Here is a 16,979-nt window from a genome sequence, read left to right on the forward strand (position 1 = left end):
GGCCACGCGGCGGAGCCGCATGTTCACCGTGTCGCCCGGTTTCCCTGGCGGCGACGCCAACATTACACGGTCCAGGGGGTGCACCACCAAATCGTTTCCCGTCTGTCCGGTTTTGACCGGAAAGCCGTCTGGAGGCCGTTGACGAACGATCAGGCGGTGACGAACGAGTAGAACCGCTTGAGCGTGCAGTGTTCCTCCAGGAGCCGGCCGTAGATCGGCTCGCCCTCCAGCTCCCGGTACGTCTCGATCGGGTCGCCTTTTATGATCAGCGCCCGCGCGCATTCCTCGCACCAGTACTGGTAATCGGGGTTGACCGGCTCCATGTCGCGGACGATCGGGGTGCCGCTTCCGCACCAGTCGCACTTCCGCCTGTGTGCACCCATGGGTCAGCTCCAGCTGTGGCCGCAGGCCGTGCACACGTAGGAGATGCCGCCGTTGTCCCCGAGCACCTGGGCGACATGCGCGGAACCGCAGGAAGGGCAGCTGAGCCGGGTGGCCGTTCTCCGTGTCAACGCCGCATCGAAGAGGTGACCGCCCTCTCCGAGGATGCTCGCAGGCATCGCTACTCCCTCCCGTCGGGCCGCGCCCCCTTCCGGCCGTTTGATTCTGCCACGGCCGGGCCAATACGGTCAGCGACGCCTCAGTACCAGTCCGGACACGGCACCCAGCGCGGCTGTCGTAGCGAGCGCGAACATGCATGCAAGAAGCGCTTCCGCAGAGGTATACGCCTGCGGGCCCCCGAGTGACTCAAGCCGGTCGAAGAACAGTGTGCCGAAGGCCGCAACGCCGATCAGCTGGCCGAGCTGGGTGACCGTGGCGAGCAGCCCGCTGGCGTCCGCCGCGTCCTCGGGACGGACGGTGGCCAGCGCCCGGGTGAGGGTGGGGCTGAAGGCGAGCGCGAGCCCGACGCCCACGCCGGCGTATGCGGCGTACGCCCCCGCGCCCCCGTGGTCGCCGCCCTCCAGGGCCAGGCCCACTCCGGTCACCGACAGCGCGGTGAGCGCGAAACCGGCGGGGATCAGGGCCCGTTGCCAGGCGGCCGGCCAGCGCCGCCAGGTCAGGCCGACCAGCCCGAAGACCACCGCGGTCGGCGCGAAGGTGAGACCGGCGCGCAGGGCGCTGTAGCCGAGACCGCCCTGGACGTGCAGCGTGAGCACGAACAGGAAGCCGCCGTTGACCGCCATGACAGCCGTGATCCGCCCGACGGCGAGGCCCATACCGGGGTGGCGCAGCACACGGGGCGCGATCAGCGGGGCGCCGCCGCGCCGGGCGAGGCGGGACTCGTGGCCGCAGAACAGGACGAACACGAGCGCGCCGGCCGCCAGCGACAGCCAGGACCACAGCGGCCAGTCCTCCTCCTGCCCGAGCACGAGCGGCACCGTGACGAGGGACACCGCCGCCCCGAGCAGCACCAGGCCGGGCCCGTCCAGGCCGCGCGCACGCTCCCCCGGCGCGCCCCCGCCGCGTGGCAGCACGCGCCGCCCCACGGCCAGCAGTACGAGGCCCACCGGCACGTTCACCAGGAACACCGGCCGCCAGCCGGTGCCCCACAGATCGGCACTGACCAGCACCCCGCCCACGACCTGTCCGGCGGCCGCGCCGACGGCGAGCACCGCGGAGTACGCGCCCAGCGCCCGCACCCGGGCCTCCCCGGTGAAGGTGCGCTGGATCAGGCTGAGCACCTGAGGGATCATCACCGCCGCACCGGCGCCCTGCACCAGCCGGAAGACGATCAGCTCGGTGCTGCCTCGGGCCAGTCCGCAGGCGAGCGAGGCGGCGGTGAAGAGGGCGAGCCCGACAAGATGGACCCGCCCGTGGCCGAACCGGTCGCCGAGCCGGGCGCCGGTGATCAGCAGCACGGAGTAGGTGATGGCGTAACCGGCGACGACCAGTTGCAGGTCGGCGCCGGAGGCGTGCAGGTCGGAGGCGATCGTGGGAGCCGCGACGTTCACGATGAAGACGTCGAGCAGCGCCATGAACTGGGCCGCGAGGACGACCGCGAGCAGCGGCCGGGACCGATTGTCGGTGCCGGGGTCTTTACTGGCAGCAGGACCCGAAGCGGGTGCGGGAGATGCGGGACCCGGGCTCGTCCGGGGTGTCGTCGTCATGCCGCAGAGTGTGCCGACACTCCGGTACGGGTGCCGAGAGCCCGCCGGTGCTGGTACTGACAGCACCTGGCAGGGCAGGGGTGAGGAATCGACCATGGGGAGCGTGACGATGGGGACAAGGGTGAGGACGGGGGCGGGGCAGCGGCGGCGGCCCGAGCTGGCGGCGTTCCTGCGCAGCAGGCGGGCCCGGGTGACACCGGCCGACGTGGGGATGCCGCCGGGCCTGCGGCGGCGTACGCCGGGGCTGCGGCGCGAGGAGGTCGCCCAGCTCTCCGGAGTGGGCGTGACCTGGTACACGTGGCTGGAGCAGGGTCGGCCGATCAACGCCTCGGCGCAGGTTCTGGACGCCGTGGCGCGCACACTGCGGCTGGACCCGCCGGAGCGGGAGCACCTGTACCACCTGGCGGAGGTGCCGTACGTGCCCGAGCCGGAGGCGCTCGTGCAGAGTGTGGGGCCGGAGATCCAGGGCATCATCGGCGCCCTCGTGCCCCGCCCGGCGGTGGTCTACAACTCGCGCTACGACATCCTCGCCGCCAACGCGGTCTACCGAAACCTGTTCATGACCCCGACGACGGCCTCCGTCAAGGTGCCGGCCAACGCGCTGTGGGAGCTGTTCACGGCGGACGAGGAGGAGTGTCCGCTGCTGTTCCGGGACACGGAGCTGCCGGTGATGGTGGCGACCCTGCGCGCGGCGTACGGGCTGCATGCCGGGGAGCCGGTCTGGGAGGACTTCATACGCGAGCTGTCGGCGGCGAGCGAGCTGTTCGCGCGGCTGTGGCGGTCCGGTGACGTGGCGGAGCCGGGCCGCCGCGTGAAGGTGTTCCGCCACCCGGTGGTGGGCGAGCTGCGGATGACGTCCGTGTCGCTGTCGGTCAACGGGATGCCGGAGTGCCGGATCGTGGTCTACACGCCCGGGGACGAGGAGACGGCGCGGCGCGCTGAGCTGTTGGGCGGCCAATGAAAAATCCCGCCCCCTGAGGGACGGGATCTTCGTGAACCGATCTTTGACAACTCGACAGAGTGTCGATCAGTGGAGCTAAGGAGAATTGAACTCCTGACCTCCTGCATGCCATGCAGGCGCTCTACCAACTGAGCTATAGCCCCTTGCTTCCATGCGATGGAGCCGCATGGTGTTTCGCCCCGCTCGGCGGGGCGAACAAGAAGAACTTTAGCCTGCGACCTGCCAGAAAGTGAAATCCGGGCCCCGGGGCGCTCAGGTGTCGTCGCCGAGGACCGGCTCCGGGAGCGTGCCGGCGTTGTGCTCGAGGAGGCGCCAGCCGCGGGCGCCTTCGCCGAGGACGGACCAGCAGCAGTTGGAGAGGCCGCCGAGGCTCTCCCAGTTGTGCGCCTCCAGGCCGAGGAGGCGGCCGATGGTGGTGCGGATCGTGCCGCCGTGGCTGACGACGACGAGGGTGCCGTCGTCCGGCAGCTTCTCGGCGTGCCGCAGGACCACGGGGGCGGCGCGGTCGGCGACCTCCGTCTCCAGTTCGCCGCCGCCGCGGCGGACCGGCTCACCGCGTTTCCAGGCGGCGTACTCCTCGCCGTACCGGGAGACGATCTCCTCGTGGGTCAGCCCCTGCCACACGCCCGCGTACGTCTCGCGCAGGCCCTCGTCGTGGGTGATGTCCAGGCCGGTGAGCGCGGCGAGCTCGGCGGCGGTCTTCGCGGCGCGCGAGAGGTCCGAGGCGACGATCGCGTCGGGCCTGAGGGAGGCGAGCAGCCGGGCGGCCCGGCGGGCCTGGGCCACGCCGGTCTCCGTCAGCTGGACGTCCGTGGTGCCCTGGAAGCGGCGCTCCACGTTCCACGAGGTCTGGCCGTGCCGCCAGAGGATGACGCGGCGGCCCCGGCCCGGCGTGCGGCCGGTCGCGGAGCCGGCCTCGGCACCGGGTGCGGTCATCACCACTCACCGCCCGGCTCGGCCGCCTCCTCGGCGGCCTGGAGCTTGGCGTGCTCCTCGGCCTTGCCGCGGGTGGCCTTGGCGTCGGCGGGCAGGTCGAGCTCGGGGCAGTCCTTCCACAGCCGCTCGAGGGCGTAGAAGACACGCTCCTCGCTGTGCTGGACGTGCACCACGATGTCGACGTAGTCGAGCAGCACCCAGCGGGCCTCGCGGTCGCCCTCGCGGCGCACCGGCTTGGCGCCGAGGTCCTTCAGCAGGCGCTCCTCGATCTCGTCGACGATCGACTTGACCTGGCGGTCGTTGGGGGCGGAGGCCAGCAGGAAGGCGTCCGTGATCGACAGCACATCGCTGACGTCGTAGGCGATGATGTCGTGCGCGAGCTTGTCGGCGGCCGCCTGGGCGGCGGTGTTGATGAGCTCGAGAGAGCGGTCGGTGGCGGTCACTACATGGCTTTCCGTCGGCGGTCGTTTGACCTCAAGGGTCTCACGGACCGCCGACGGCACCCCATGTGATGACGGGATCACACGCCGGGGCGGGGCTACGAGGTCGACGAGGGCTCGTAGTCCTGGCCCAGGACGACGGACACGTCCGCGTTGGCGGCGACCGTGCCCTTCTTCACCGCGCTGGTGGGCAGGCCCAGGGTCTTGGCGACCTCGGTGGCGTTCTCCTTGTCGGCGGCGTCGGCGTAGAGCACCTGGGAGGCGCCGCGGGTGTCCGCGGGGGTGCCGCCGTCCAGGAAGGTGAAGCCGCCGTTGAGGAGGACCACGCGCGCGTCCTCGGTGTGCGCCCTGGTGCCGCTGGCGTTCTGGACGGAGACGCTGACGGCGGCGTCCTTGTCGGGGCTCTTCGCGGTGCCGCCGAGGACGTCCTTGACGACGCTCTCACCGGTCTCGGCGCTGAGCGTGCCGTCGGCCTGGACGGGCAGCAGGGCCGTCTTGTAGTCGCCGCCCTTGGCGAGGTCGGCGAGCTTGGCGAGGAAGGCGCCGAGGTCCTTGTCGGTCAGCGAGGGGTCGAGGATCTGGGCCAGGGTCTGGATGGTGACCGTGGCGCCCTGCGCGTCGGAGGAGATCTTGCGCAGCACGCCCTGCATGACCTGACCGAACCGCTCCAGCTGGGCGTTCTGCGCCTCGCCCTCGGCGCGGTAGGTGGCGTAGGCGACGGCCATCTTGCCGCTGAGGGTCTGGTCCTCGCCCTTGTTGACGAGCGGTGCCTGGCCCTTCTTCTTGGCGGCCGGGTCGGGCACGGCGATGTCGGTGTCGACCTCGATGTTGCCGACGAGGTCGACGAGGTTCTGCAGGTAGGGGGTGTCGAGGCGCCAGGTTCCCTGGATCTGGGTGCCGAGGACGGTGTCCAGCGCCGCGCGCGTGCCGTCGGAGCCGTCCTCGTCGACGGACTTGGCGAGGGTCGTGGTGGTGCCGTCGTCGGTGGTCACGACGAGGGAGTTGGGCAGCAGGACGGTGGTGCCCTGCTTGGTGGTGGTGTTGTCGACGAGCAGCGCGGTGGCGGTGCCGCCCTGGGCGGTGTCGTGCAGGTGGACGACGATCACGTCGCGTTTCTGGGCGCCGGTGGCGGTGGTGGTGCCGGTCTTGGAGTCGTCGGAGGACGACAGTCCGGGCAGCTTCCCGGCGTACCAGAGGTAGCCCACGCCGCCGACCGCGGTCAGGGCGAGGACGACGACCAGCGCGACGAGCCGGCTGCGCGCGCGGCGCTTGGCCTCCTCGCGGCGCTCGGTGCGGTTCTCGGTGAAGTTCAGCCAGTCGATGACGTCCTCGGAGTCCGTGTCGGGCTCCTCGACGAAGGCGAACTGCTCGGTGTGGTACTCGCGTTGCGGGGCCGGGGACTCCGGTTCGGTCTCCGTCTCCTGCGGCGTCGGGCCGGCCTGCTGGGGGATGTAGGCGGTCTGCTCGGCGACGCGGGGCTGCTGCCCGCTGGTGGCGGTCTGCCCGTAGGGGTCGTAGGGGGCGCCGTTTCCGCCCTGCGGGGGGTAGGCGCCGGTGCCGTAGGGGTCCTGGACGGGGGCCTGCCGGCCGGTGTCGTACGGGTCGTAGCCGGGCGGCTGGTCCTGGCCCGGCTGCCCGTTCTGCTGTCCGCCCGTGGCGTACGGGTCGTAGCCGTAGCCCTGCTGCTGCCCGTACGGGTCGTAGGCCTGCTGTGGCACCTGCTGGGCGGGGACCTGCCGGTACACCGGCTGCCCGTACTCGTCGTAGCCGACGAGCTCGTACGGGGTCTGTCCGTAACCCGCGTCGTATCGGTCGTTCACCGGTGCCCCTCTCGGCTCACTCGCCGCGGTACAGCTCGCGCTTGTCGATGTAGCGCACGACTCCGTCCGGCACCAGATACCAGATGGGGTCGCCCTTGGCGACTCTCACGCGGCAGTCCGTGGAGGAGATGGCGAGGGCGGGGACCTCGACCAGGGAGACACCGCCCTCCGGGAGTCCGGGGTCGTTGAGGTGGTGGCCCGGCCGGGTGACCCCGATGAAGTGCGCCAGGGAGAACAGCTCCTCGCTGTCGCGCCAGGTGAGGATCTGGGCGAGGGCGTCGGCGCCGGTGATGAAGAAGAGGTCGGTGTCGGGGTTGAGGGCGCGCAGGTCGCGCAGGGTGTCCACGGTGTAGGTCGGGCCCCCGCGGTCGATGTCGATGCGGCTCACCGAGAACTGGGGGTTCTCGGCGGTAGCGATGACCGTCATCAGGTAGCGGTCCTCGGCCGGGGAGACCCTGCGGTGGCTCTTCTGCCAGGGCTCGCCGGTCGGGACGAACACGACCTCGTCCAGGTGGAACTGCGCGGCGACCTCACTGGCCGCCACGAGGTGTCCGTGGTGGATCGGATCGAACGTCCCGCCCATGACGCCGAGGCGGCGTTTGCCGAATTTCGACGGGCCGGTAGGCATGTCCTGCTCTCCCATGCGTGCAGACCCTACCGGCCCGGCCTGAGGGCACCGGCCGACGGATGCCCGGAGTGCCCCGGTATGGACATGGTGTGTGTCAGCGGTCGCGGTTGAAGCGGGTGGTGATCCACAGCAGCAGCATCAGGGCCACGAAGGCGCCACCGCCGGTCACCAGGGGGTTCAGGCTGTCGTGGTTGCCGCCGTGCTCCTCACCCTGGGCGGCGAGGGTGACCAACTGGGCAGCAGCGCTGTGGAAGCTCATCTTCGGCAGGACCTATCCGGTGTGGGCGGGATAAAGACGTCGGCCCATGGTAAGCGGGCGGCTCGGCGGCCATCACGCCGACTCCGCCGTTGGGGAGGGCCGGTTGTCTCCCGCGGTCGTCGCCCGGTCCCCGGGGAACCTTCCCGACGGCTCAGTCGTCCTTCCGCTTGTAGCCCCGCAGCAGGAACCAGGCGGTCAGCGCGCAGCCCAGGAGCATCACGATCAGCACCACCCGGAGCAGGTTCCCCGCTCCTTGTTGCTGGGCGGCACCGGCAGCCTCGGTGATCCAGGCTGCTGTGGGGGTGTGCTCCATGGCGCGGGACTCCTTCGCTGTAGTGCCCGTTCACCGTAACTCCGCCTAGGCTGGGCCCTGCCTCGGGGGCGCAAAGGCCCGCACAAGGGTCCGCAAAGGACTTCACATACAAAGGGCCACACACGCACCGGCCACACACACGCACAGTGGGGGATGACATGTCCGACGACGGCCACGAGCAGACCGGTCACGAGAACGTGCCGAGCCGACAGCGCAGGCGCTTCCCGGGGATCTCCTCGCGTGCGTACGAGCACCCGGCCGACCGTTCCGCCCTGGTCGCCCTGCGCAAGCTGAGCGGCTTCGACACCGTCTTCAAGGCGCTCAGCGGGCTGCTGCCCGAGCGCAGCCTGCGGCTGCTGTTCCTGTCCGACTCGGTGCGCGTCTCGGACCAGCAGTTCGCGCATCTGAACGACATGCTGCGGGACGCCTGCTACATCCTGGACCTGGAGAAGGTCCCGCCGATGTACGTCAACCAGGACCCGCAGCCGAACGCGATGTGCATCGGCCTGGACGAGCCGATCATCGTCGTCACCACCGGGCTCGTCGAGCTGCTCGACGAGGAGGAGATGCGCGCGGTCATCGGCCACGAGGTGGGCCACGCCCTGTCCGGGCACTCGGTGTACCGCACGATCCTGCTGTTCCTGACCAACCTGGCCCTGAAGGTCGCCTGGATCCCGCTGGGCAATGTCGCGATCATGGCGATCGTGACCGCGCTGCGGGAGTGGTTCCGCAAGTCGGAGCTGTCGGCGGACCGGGCCGGGCTGCTCGTCGGGCAGGACCTCCAGGCCTCGATGCGCGGTCTGATGAAGATCGCCGGCGGCAACCACCTGCACGAGATGAACGTCGACGCGTTCCTGAAGCAGGCCGAGGAGTACGAGGCGGGTGGCGACCTGCGCGACTCCGTGCTCAAGATCCTCAATGTGCTGCCGCGCTCGCACCCGTTCACCACCGTGCGGGCGGCCGAGCTGAAGAAGTGGGCCGAGTCCCGGGACTACCAGCGGATCATGGACGGCCACTACCCGCGGCGCTCGGAGGACAAGGACACCTCGGTCACCGACTCCTTCCGCGACTCGGCGTCGCACTACGCCGACCACGTCAAGAGCTCCAAGGACCCGCTGATGAAGCTGGTCAGCGACATCGCGGGCGGTGCGGGCACGCTCGGCGGCCGGGTCCGCCGGGGCTTCGACGGCTTCACCGGCTCCGCCCCGCCGAAGGACCGCCCGACGGACGCCCCGCCGCGCGACGACGACTGACGCCAGGACGACCGACCCGCCAGAACGACCGACCCGCCAGAACGACTGACCCGCCAGGACGACTGCCTCTGAGACAACTGTCCTCGAGACGGCTGTGTCCGAGGCGCCGCCCTGCTGGCGGGCGCCGTTCAGACCCTCGGCTGGGCGCTGGTCGCCAGCGCCCCGCACAGGGCCGGCGCGCCGCCCGTCGCGTAGGGGTCCGTGCCGGCGGGGGCACCGGCTTTGGCGGTCTGGCCGGCCAGGAGCGGGCGCAGATGGTTGGCGGAGTCCTCCGAGCAGGACAGCGGGCCTGCCTGGACGTAGGAGACGATCAGCTGGGTCTGGCGCAGCCGCAGGTCCTCGCGGTCGAAGCGGAAGTGCAGCTCGCGGCGGACCGTGAACAGTGAGGCCGGTGCCTTGGCGTCCGCTCCGGCCGGCCGCAGGGCGTACACGAAGGTGTGGTCGGCGGTGACCTCCAGGGTGGCGGAGTCGGCCTCGGCGGCCTGGAGGGTGCCCTGGACGCGGATCCGTTTGTCGGCCAGTTCGGCCCGGGCGGGGTCGAAGCGCACCAGCCATCCCGTCGGCGCGTGCCGCCCGTCCGCCGCCGGGTGGGCGAAGCTCTCGTCGAACTGGTCGAGCTGGTCGGCGTCGAGCAGCACCCGCACCGGCCGGACCTGCTGCCCGGTGAGCACCTCCGGGTGGAGCGAGGAGCGCACGACGTACTCCTTGGCGGTGGTCAGGGCGGTGACGACCTGGCTGTCCGAGAAGTGCGCGGTGCGCCGCGAGGGCGGCAGCGGTATGCCCTCGGCGCCGATGCGGTACTGGGCGGCGGGGCTGTGGGCATAGAGGAACTCCGGGTCGGCCGTGCCGGGGACGGCGCCCTGCGGGGCGAGCGGGATGACGGTCATCCGCAGGGGTTCCACGGGCCGGCGCGCGGCCGGGTTCTGGTAGGGGTTGCGGACCCCCATGTAGATCGCGGTGCCGAAGGCCAGGGCGATCAGTACGACGAGCAGCAGCGCCTGCCGGGACAGGCCCCGGCGCAGCGGCGGGCGGCGGCGCACGGCGGGCGCGTGGTCGGCGATGCGCTCCTGCGCGGAGTACTCCTGGAGACGGGCAGCCCGGACGAACGATTCGTCGAAGACGACGGATCGGTACTCGTCCTCTCCACCACCACCGGGAATTCCCTCGGGTGTCCCCTCCGGTGGGTCTCCGCGCCCGCCCATACTTTCAGGGTAGGTCGCGCGCAGTGCGCGTAAACGCTCCGCTGCGCGCCAAGTTCTGACAGGTCCTCATCCACTCCGGGGCCCGCCGCGGCGGCCGGGTTCAGGGCACGCGCGGGACGGCCGAGACGGGCGGCGCGGAGGAGTCGGCGGACGTGGTCGGATGCGGGCCGCCGCCCTGTTCCGGGCTGGTGGAGGCAGGCGGCGGGAGCTGGTCCCCGCTGCTGGAGGAGGCGCCCCGGTAGACCGCGGCGAAGGCCAGCGCGACCATGCCGACGCCCATCACGAGGGCGAGCATCCAGGCGACGGGCCGGTGCCAGCGGACCTGTTTGCCGTACGTGCCGAAGGCGCCGTAGCGGTCTTCGAGGACATCGGCGTCGTCCAGGTCGTCGTAGTCCGGATCATGGCCGAGATCGCCGGGTCCGTACGGATCGTCGTAGCGGTCGCCGCGCGCGCGGGCGCGACGGGCCTCGGCCTCGGAGGCCTCCGCTCTCGCCTCCGCGGCGGCCAGGAGGCGTTCGACGGCGGTCGGCTCGTGTACCACGGCCGCCTGCACGAAGGCCTCGTCGAAGACCACGGAGGCGAACTCTTCGTCCGACACCCCGCGGTCGTGGTCGTCGTCGGGCTCCCAGCCGTCCGGGAACGGCGTGCCCCCCACGTCCTCCGGCACGGATCCAGAGTAGACCTGGGGGGTCGCTTTGGGCAGACGGCGTAGAAATTCATCGACCGGGTGAGACCTCTTTCACGCGGCGCCCACGCGGGCGCGTGCGCCTGCCAGGCGCATATGCGCCCCCGGTCTCAGCGCCGTACGTGACCGTCGCCGGTGACGATGTACTTGGTGCTGGTCAGCTCGGGCAGGCCCATCGGGCCCCGGGCGTGCAGCTTCTGGGTGGAGATGCCGATCTCCGCACCGAAGCCGAACTGGCCGCCGTCGGTGAAGCGGGTGGAGGCGTTCACGGCGACCGTGGTGGAGTCGACCAACTGGGTGAAGCGGCGGGCCGCCTGCTGGGAGGTGGTGACGATGGCCTCGGTGTGGCCGGAGGTCCACAGCCGGATGTGCTCGACGGCCTTGTCCAGGGAGTCGACGACCGCGGCGGCGATGTCGTGGGAGAGGTACTCGGTCTCCCAGTCCTCCGCCACCGCCTCGACGACGGTCGCCTTGGAGTCCTTGGCGTACGCCATCACCCGTTCGTCGGCGTGGACGGTGACGCCGGCGTCGGCGAGGGCGTCCAGGGCGCGCGGCAGGAACTCGGCGGCGATGTCCTGGTGGACCAGGAGGGTCTCGGCGGCGTTGCAGACGCTGACCCGCTGGGCCTTGGAGTTGATGAGGATCTCGACGGCCATGTCGAGGTCGGCCTGGGCGTCGACGTAGACGTGGCAGTTGCCGGTGCCGGTCTCGATCACCGGGACGGTGGACTCGGAGACGACCGTCTGGATGAGGGAGGCGCCGCCGCGCGGGATCAGCACGTCGACGAGGCCGCGGGCGCGCATCAGCTCGCGCACGCTCTCGCGGCTCTCCCCCGGCACCAGCTGGACGGCGTCGGCGGGCAGTCCGGCGCCGCCGACGGCGTCGCGAATCACCCGGACGAGTGCCGTGTTGGACGCGTAGGCGGAGGCGGAGCCGCGCAGCAGCACCGCGTTGCCGGACTTCAGGCAGAGCGCGGCGGCGTCCACCGTCACGTTCGGGCGGGCCTCGTAGATGATGCCGACGACGCCGAGCGGGACGCGGACCTGACGCAGGTCGATGCCGTTGGGGAGGGTCGAGCCGCGCACGACCTCGCCGACGGGGTCGGGCAGCGCGACGACGTCCCGTACGTCGGAGGCGATGGCCCGCACCCGCTCCGGGGTGAGGGTCAGCCGGTCGATGATCGCCTCGCTGGTGCCGGCCTCGCGGGCCTTGGCGATGTCCTGGGCGTTGGCCTCGACGATCTCACTCGTACGGACCTCCAGCGCGTCCGCGATGGCGAGCAGCGCGTCGTCCTTGGCGGCCCGGGGCAGCGGCGCGAGGTCGGCGGCGGCCGCCTTGGCGCGGTAGGCGGCCTGGGTGACCGGGGAGAGGGCGTCGTACGGCGAGAGCGTGGTCATACGGGAAGGGTAGTGCGCCGCGCAGACCGGTTCACGGTTCGTTCCACACCCCGAGACATGCGCCGAGACGTCTCACCTGCCGCCCCGGCGGACGTCGGCGTCAGTAGGGGTGGACCCCCACGGGTGTCGCCGGCGGCGGACCGTAGCCCTCGGCGACGCGCTGGTGGTAGGTCTGGCGGTCGATGACCTCCAGGCCGACGATCTCCCAGGGCGGCAGTCCGGCGGTCTGGCGGTGCTCGCCCCACAGGCGCAGGGCGACGGCGGCCGCGTCGTGCAGGTCGCGGGCCTCCTCCCAGTAGCGGATCTCCGCGTGGTCGACCGCGTAGCGGCTGGTCAGGAGGAAGGGGTGGTCGTGGGCGAGCTGTTCGAGGGCGCGCCGCACCTCCGTCAGCGGGGCCTGTTCGCCGGAGACGCTCAACGTGACGTGCCACAGCCGGGGCAGGTCGTCCGGCCGTGGGGCCTTTGGCCCGTCGTCCTGCGGTCCGCGGTACTGGTCCCCGGCCGCGACGCTGGTCAGGGCACGTTCTTCGCCGGCCGCACGGGAGGACGCCCCGGCGCCGTCGGTACTGCCGCGGGCCGCCGCCACCCCAGGGCGCACTCGTCTCACGACGGCCTCCTTACGCAGCGCTCGTGCGGAATGTGTCCCGCTGAACATGTCCCAGAGACAAAGTTGAGCAGGCCGCACGGCTCCGCGGGGCGGTTTCACGGAACGTCCCCCACCGGTACGGGCCGTTCGAGCGCGTCCGGGAGAGGACGTTCGAGTCCCCTCAGGGGTGCAGGATCACCAGGTCGTCCCGGTGGACGACCTCCCGCTCGTACTCGGCGCCCAGCTCACGGGCGAGTTCCCGGGTGGACCGCCCGATCAGCCGGGGGATCTCCTTGGCGTCGAAATTGACGAGTCCGCGGGCCACCGCGTGGCCCCGGCCGTCGCGCAGTTCGACGGGGTCACCGGCGCTGAAGTCGCCCTCGACGCCGGCGATGCCGGCCGGCAGCAGCGACTTGCGCCGCTCGACGACCGCGCGGACCGCCCCGTCGTCGAGGGTGATCGACCCCTGGGGGGTGGAGGCGTGCTGGAGCCACAGCAGCCGGTCGGCGGAGCGCTTGCCGGTGGCGTGGAAGTAGGTGCCGGTGTCCGCGCCGGACAGGGCGTCGGTGGCGTGGACGGCGCTGGTGAGGACGACGGGGATGCCGGCGGCGGCGGCGATCCGGGCGGCCTCGACCTTGGTGACCATGCCGCCGGTGCCGACGCCCGCCTTGCCGGCGCTGCCGATCTCGATGCCCTCCAGGTCGGCGGGGCCCCGCACCTCCGCGATGCGTGAGGTGCCCGGCTTACTGGGATCGCCGTCGTACACGCCGTCCACGTCGGACAGCAGCACGAGGAGGTCGGCGTGGACGAGGTGGGCGACGAGCGCGGCAAGCCGGTCGTTGTCGCCGAAGCGGATCTCGTCGGTGGCGACGGTGTCGTTCTCGTTGACGATCGGGAAGGCGCCCATCGCCAGGAGCTTGTCGAGGGTGCGGGAGGCGTTGCGGTGGTGGGCCCGGCGGCTCATGTCGTCGGAGGTCAGCAGCACCTGGCCGACCCGGACGCCGTAGCGGGCGAAGGAGGCGGTGTAGCGGGCCACGAGCAGACCCTGGCCGACGCTGGCGGCGGCCTGCTGGCGGGCGAGGTCCTTGGGGCGGCGGCGCAGGCCCAGCGGGGCGAGGCCGGCGGCGATGGCGCCGGAGGAGACGAGGACGATCTCCTTCTCTCCCCCGCTGCGGCTCTTGGCGAGCACGTCGACGAGCGCGTCGACCCGGTCGGCGTCCAGTCCGCCGGACGCGGTGGTCAGCGAGGAGGAGCCCACCTTGACGACGATCCTGCGGGCCTCGCGCACGGCCTGCCTTGCCCCTGCCACCTTGTTCTTCGTCCCCTCGCGTAGTCCGGCTGCCCGGCTGGCAATCTACGCGAACGGGGGCACGGGCCGCGCCCGGGTTTCACGTGCCGGACAGACACCCTCCACAGTCGTTGCTCAAGGTTTTGCGTACGGCAAAGAGCTTGTGCCGGTTCCACAGAGACCTTGAAGACCTTCCAAATTTATTCTGAAGTTTCTGTCGCCTACAGTTCGCCCTGTGAAGCGTGTACTTCTGCGGTCGGGCAAGAGCCCCTTCGACGTGGTCCCGCTGGAGGAGGCCCTCCACCGGGACGTGATCGGCACCAATTCCGGCAACCTGATCTTCAGCGATGCCGCTCACAAGATCCTCACAACACCGAACGCCGAGGTCTTCTCGAACGGCATGCGGACCGATGTGAACGCGGCGGGGCAGATCAACGAGGAGTACGACGCCTTCGTCGTGCCGCTCGCCAACGCCTTCCGGCCGTCGTTCGAGGGGTCGCTGCAGCGGCTGACCCGGCTCATCGGCAAGCTGCGGATCCCGGTCGTGGTGCTGGGTGTCGGCGCGCAGATGGGCGTGACCTACGCGCCCGGGCGGCTGAAGGCCATGGAGCCCAGCGTGCGGGCGTTCTGCTCGGCGGTGCTGGAGCGCAGCCCGTCCATCGGCGTGCGCGGCGAGTTCACCGAGAAGTACCTCAACGAGATGGGGTTCAAGGACGTCGAGGTCATCGGCTGTCCGTCGATGTTCCTGCACGGCCACCGGCTCCCGGTGGAGAAGCGGGCGGCGGCGCTCGACCGCACCTCACGGATCGCGGTCAACGGCTCGCACACGGCGGGGAAGGGCGGCGGCCTGCACCGGGTCATCACCCGGGCGCACCAGCGGTACCCGAACCTGCTGTACGTCGGCCAGAACATCACCGACGCCCGGCAGCTGCACTGGCGGGACGTGAACTCCGCGGCCGGGCTGATCACGGAGATGCCGACCCACCCCGACCACCCGATGTACCGGGAGGGCAAGGTCCGGGTGTACGTCGACCCGGTCACCTGGATGGACGAGCTGCGGGAGTTCGACTACTCCTTCGGCTCCCGCATCCACGGCAACATCGCGGCGCTGCTGGCCGGCACACCCGCGACCGTCCTGGCGTTCGACTCGCGCACGCTGGAGCTGTGCCGCTACTTCGAGATCCCGCACAAGCTCCTCAGCGAGGTGCCCGAGGACCTCGACCCGGCCGACCTCTACGAGAAGGCCGACTTCAGCGCCCTCACCGGCAACCACAAGGAGCGCTTCGACCGCTTCACCACGTTCCTGGACCGCCACGGCCTGGAGAACACCTTCACGCACGGCGACGGCGGCGAGGCGTTCGAGAAGAAGCTGCGCTCGCTGTCCTTCCCGCCGGCTGTGACCCCGTGGACCGACGTCGATCTCGCCTCGCTGACCAGCCGGTTCGGCTGGCTCCAGCAGCGCATCACCGAGCTGGACACCCACAACGCCCAGTTGCAGCGTGAGCTGGCCCGCGCCCGGGTCGGCGCGCGGGCCGCGGCCAAGGGAGCCGATCTTGCCCCGTCGATCTACCGCCGCGCGAGACGCGCGGTGGGCGGACCGCTGCGGCGGGCGTTGAAGCCGGCCAAATAGCTGACGTCGACCGAACAGGTGAAGCCGACCGAACAGCTGAAGCCGGCCACATAGCCGAAGCCGAGCGAATCACTGAAGGCGACCCCATGGCCGCCGCCCGGCTATGCCGCCGCCGTATCCCTCGCCGCCACCTTGCGCTGCTGCGACAGTGTCCGCCGTATCTTGCGGGTCGCGCGGCGCAGGAAGGATTCGGTGGAGCCCTGGCGCCAGCCCGGGTAGGTCTTGGCCTCGCGGGGTTCGGCGAGGTAGACGCGGTCGGGTATGCCGGCCGTCGCGGAGCGGAAGTGGGGGTAGGCGAGGTAGAGCCGGGTGCCGCGCTTCTCCAGGACGGGGTCGGGCTCGCGCTTGTCCCGGATGAACGCTATGACGTCGGCGAGGAGGTCGGGGCGCCGCTCGGCCAGCAGGTGCAGCCGCAGCCGCTCGTGGACCTTCAGGCGCTGGGCGATGCCCTCGGTCCAGTAGGCGTCCATCAGCGGCCTGGCGAGCTCCAGCTTGGTGCGGCGTATCTCCTCGTCGTTCGCCAGGAACACCGGTCCGAACTGCGGCAGCAGGGTGACCAGGAACGGGCGGACCATGAGCACATCGCGCTTGGCGCCGGGCGGCAGCATCCGCGCGATCAGCTCCATCAGGGCGCGCGCCGAGTCGAAGCGCAGGGTGTAACTGCCGCTCTTCGTCACGTGCTTGCCGTCGGTGCGGCCCACCAGGTAGTAGCAGGTGTAGTCGGCGAGCACGGAGACGCCGTCGGCCCGCAGATAGGCCTCCATCGTGAACAGCGCGTCCTCGCCGGTCCACAGCGACTCGTCGAAGCGCATGCCGTGCCGCTCCAGCATCTCGCGGCGGAACAGCTTCTGGGCGCTCAGCGTGAACTTGATGTTGGAGGAGAAGACGTCCGTACGGTCGAGGGTCTTGCCCCACATCGACTGCGGCGGCTTGCGGTTGATGCCCTCCACCCGGCCGAGGACCACGTCCGTGCGGTTGCGGTCGGCCATGGCGACCATGCGCTCCAGGGCCTCGGGGCCGAGCCGGTCGTCGGCGTCCAGGAAGAAGACGTACCGGCCGGTGGCCTTGGCGAGGCCGACGTTGCGCGGGCCGCTGGGGCCGCCGGAGTTCGCCTGACGGATCACCGTGACGGCCATGGGGGCGCGGGCGGCGAACTCCTCCAGGCAGTCGCCGGTGCCGTCCGTCGAGCCGTCGTCGACCGCGATGACCTCCAGGCGCGCGGGGTCGATCGACTGCGCCTCGACCGACGCCAGGCACTCGACCAGGTACGGCATGGCCTCATAGGCACCGATGATCACGCTGACATCAGGATGCGGAAGGGCCACATCCCTCTCAGAACGCACCATTTCCCCCTCGTCAATACTCCGGCAATCCGATAGACGGAAGTACGTAGAAAGGGGTTGCCTCCGTTGCCCCATGTGTGCCGCATCACAGGAAACGGAAACGGCTCCCCCCCCCCCCCCCCCTCTCCCC

General features: G+C 71.0%; 18 protein-coding genes and 1 tRNA gene. 3 read left to right on the plus strand and 16 right to left on the minus strand.

Features of this window, described 5'->3' with window-relative positions; all coding sequences use genetic code 11:
* Nucleotides 1-149: 149 nt before the first annotated feature.
* The 3 genes from ALMP_RS19050 to ALMP_RS19060 all read right to left on the minus strand — a co-directional run bounded on the left by ALMP_RS19050 (nt 150) and on the right by ALMP_RS19060 (nt 2,108).
* Nucleotides 150-383 (minus strand): hypothetical protein, encoded by a 234-nt coding sequence (locus ALMP_RS19050; RefSeq protein WP_003976229.1) that lies wholly within the window; start codon nt 381-383, stop codon nt 150-152.
* A 3-nt stretch (nt 384-386) separates the two neighbouring features.
* Nucleotides 387-560: a hypothetical protein gene (locus tag ALMP_RS19055; protein WP_264929826.1), complete on the minus strand. Its 174-nt coding sequence runs from the start codon at nt 558-560 to the stop codon at nt 387-389.
* A gap of 69 nt (nt 561-629) precedes the next feature.
* Complete coding sequence (locus ALMP_RS19060) at nt 630-2,108, minus strand: MFS transporter (RefSeq protein WP_264929828.1); 1,479 nt, start codon at nt 2,106-2,108, stop codon at nt 630-632.
* Nucleotides 2,109-2,202: 94 nt separating this feature from the next.
* On the opposite strand from ALMP_RS19060, the gene ALMP_RS19065 reads away from it, so the two are divergent.
* A complete protein-coding gene (locus ALMP_RS19065) occupies nt 2,203-3,069 on the plus strand; it encodes a helix-turn-helix transcriptional regulator (RefSeq protein ID WP_264929829.1) in 867 nt (288 codons plus the stop codon).
* Nucleotides 3,070-3,139: 70 nt separating this feature from the next.
* Here the strand turns inward: ALMP_RS19065 and ALMP_RS19070 are convergent.
* From ALMP_RS19070 to ALMP_RS19100, 7 genes are all read right to left on the minus strand, one after another.
* Nucleotides 3,140-3,212: transfer RNA gene (locus ALMP_RS19070), tRNA-Ala, on the minus strand.
* A 109-nt stretch (nt 3,213-3,321) separates the two neighbouring features.
* Nucleotides 3,322-4,005 carry a histidine phosphatase family protein gene (locus ALMP_RS19075; RefSeq protein WP_264929831.1) on the minus strand — a complete coding sequence of 228 codons (684 nt, stop codon included), beginning with the start codon at nt 4,003-4,005 and terminating at the stop codon, nt 3,322-3,324.
* Nucleotides 4,005-4,448 carry a ribosome silencing factor gene (gene rsfS / locus ALMP_RS19080; RefSeq protein ID WP_264929832.1) on the minus strand — a complete coding sequence of 148 codons (444 nt, stop codon included), beginning with the start codon at nt 4,446-4,448 and terminating at the stop codon, nt 4,005-4,007. Before rsfS ends, ALMP_RS19075 begins: the two co-directional genes overlap by 1 nt.
* Before the next feature lie 95 nt (nt 4,449-4,543).
* Entirely contained in the window at nt 4,544-6,265 is a 1,722-nt protein-coding gene (locus ALMP_RS19085) for an LCP family protein (protein ID WP_264929833.1), read from the minus strand.
* Between the two features lie 16 nt (nt 6,266-6,281).
* Complete coding sequence (gene nadD, locus ALMP_RS19090; protein ID WP_264929835.1) at nt 6,282-6,908, minus strand: nicotinate-nucleotide adenylyltransferase; 627 nt, start codon at nt 6,906-6,908, stop codon at nt 6,282-6,284.
* Nucleotides 6,909-6,987: 79 nt separating this feature from the next.
* Nucleotides 6,988-7,152 (minus strand): hypothetical protein, encoded by a 165-nt coding sequence (locus ALMP_RS19095; RefSeq protein WP_264929836.1) that lies wholly within the window; start codon nt 7,150-7,152, stop codon nt 6,988-6,990.
* A gap of 151 nt (nt 7,153-7,303) precedes the next feature.
* Entirely contained in the window at nt 7,304-7,465 is a 162-nt protein-coding gene (locus ALMP_RS19100; protein ID WP_264929838.1) for a hypothetical protein, read from the minus strand.
* Nucleotides 7,466-7,623: 158 nt separating this feature from the next.
* Between ALMP_RS19100 and ALMP_RS19105 the strand changes: the two genes are divergently transcribed.
* The gene (locus tag ALMP_RS19105) at nt 7,624-8,718 is read left to right on the plus strand and encodes a M48 family metallopeptidase (protein ID WP_264929840.1); all 1,095 of its coding nucleotides are present in this window, start codon (nt 7,624-7,626) and stop codon (nt 8,716-8,718) included.
* A gap of 128 nt (nt 8,719-8,846) precedes the next feature.
* On the opposite strand, the gene ALMP_RS19110 is transcribed toward ALMP_RS19105, so the two are convergent.
* The 5 genes from ALMP_RS19110 to proB form a co-directional block, all read right to left on the minus strand.
* Complete coding sequence (locus tag ALMP_RS19110; protein ID WP_264929842.1) at nt 8,847-9,920, minus strand: hypothetical protein; 1,074 nt, start codon at nt 9,918-9,920, stop codon at nt 8,847-8,849.
* A gap of 100 nt (nt 9,921-10,020) precedes the next feature.
* Complete coding sequence (locus ALMP_RS19115) at nt 10,021-10,587, minus strand: hypothetical protein (RefSeq protein ID WP_264929844.1); 567 nt, start codon at nt 10,585-10,587, stop codon at nt 10,021-10,023.
* Nucleotides 10,588-10,715: 128 nt separating this feature from the next.
* Entirely contained in the window at nt 10,716-12,002 is a 1,287-nt protein-coding gene (locus ALMP_RS19120; protein WP_264929846.1) for a glutamate-5-semialdehyde dehydrogenase, read from the minus strand.
* 100 nt (nt 12,003-12,102) lie between these two features.
* Complete coding sequence (locus ALMP_RS19125) at nt 12,103-12,609, minus strand: hypothetical protein (protein ID WP_264929847.1); 507 nt, start codon at nt 12,607-12,609, stop codon at nt 12,103-12,105.
* A 160-nt stretch (nt 12,610-12,769) separates the two neighbouring features.
* Nucleotides 12,770-13,876, minus strand: coding sequence for a glutamate 5-kinase (proB, locus tag ALMP_RS19130; RefSeq protein WP_264929888.1), 1,107 nt, complete (start codon nt 13,874-13,876; stop codon nt 12,770-12,772).
* 235 nt (nt 13,877-14,111) lie between these two features.
* On the opposite strand from proB, the gene ALMP_RS19135 reads away from it, so the two are divergent.
* The gene (locus tag ALMP_RS19135) at nt 14,112-15,506 is read left to right on the plus strand and encodes a polysaccharide pyruvyl transferase family protein (RefSeq protein WP_264929849.1); all 1,395 of its coding nucleotides are present in this window, start codon (nt 14,112-14,114) and stop codon (nt 15,504-15,506) included.
* A gap of 101 nt (nt 15,507-15,607) precedes the next feature.
* Here the strand turns inward: ALMP_RS19135 and ALMP_RS19140 are convergent, their stop codons facing one another.
* Complete coding sequence (locus tag ALMP_RS19140; protein WP_375803503.1) at nt 15,608-16,852, minus strand: glycosyltransferase family 2 protein; 1,245 nt, start codon at nt 16,850-16,852, stop codon at nt 15,608-15,610.
* Between the last annotated feature and the right edge of the window lie 127 nt (nt 16,853-16,979).

The sequence above is a fragment of the Streptomyces sp. A012304 genome, assembly GCF_026008495.1.
Taxonomy (GTDB): domain Bacteria; phylum Actinomycetota; class Actinomycetes; order Streptomycetales; family Streptomycetaceae; genus Streptomyces.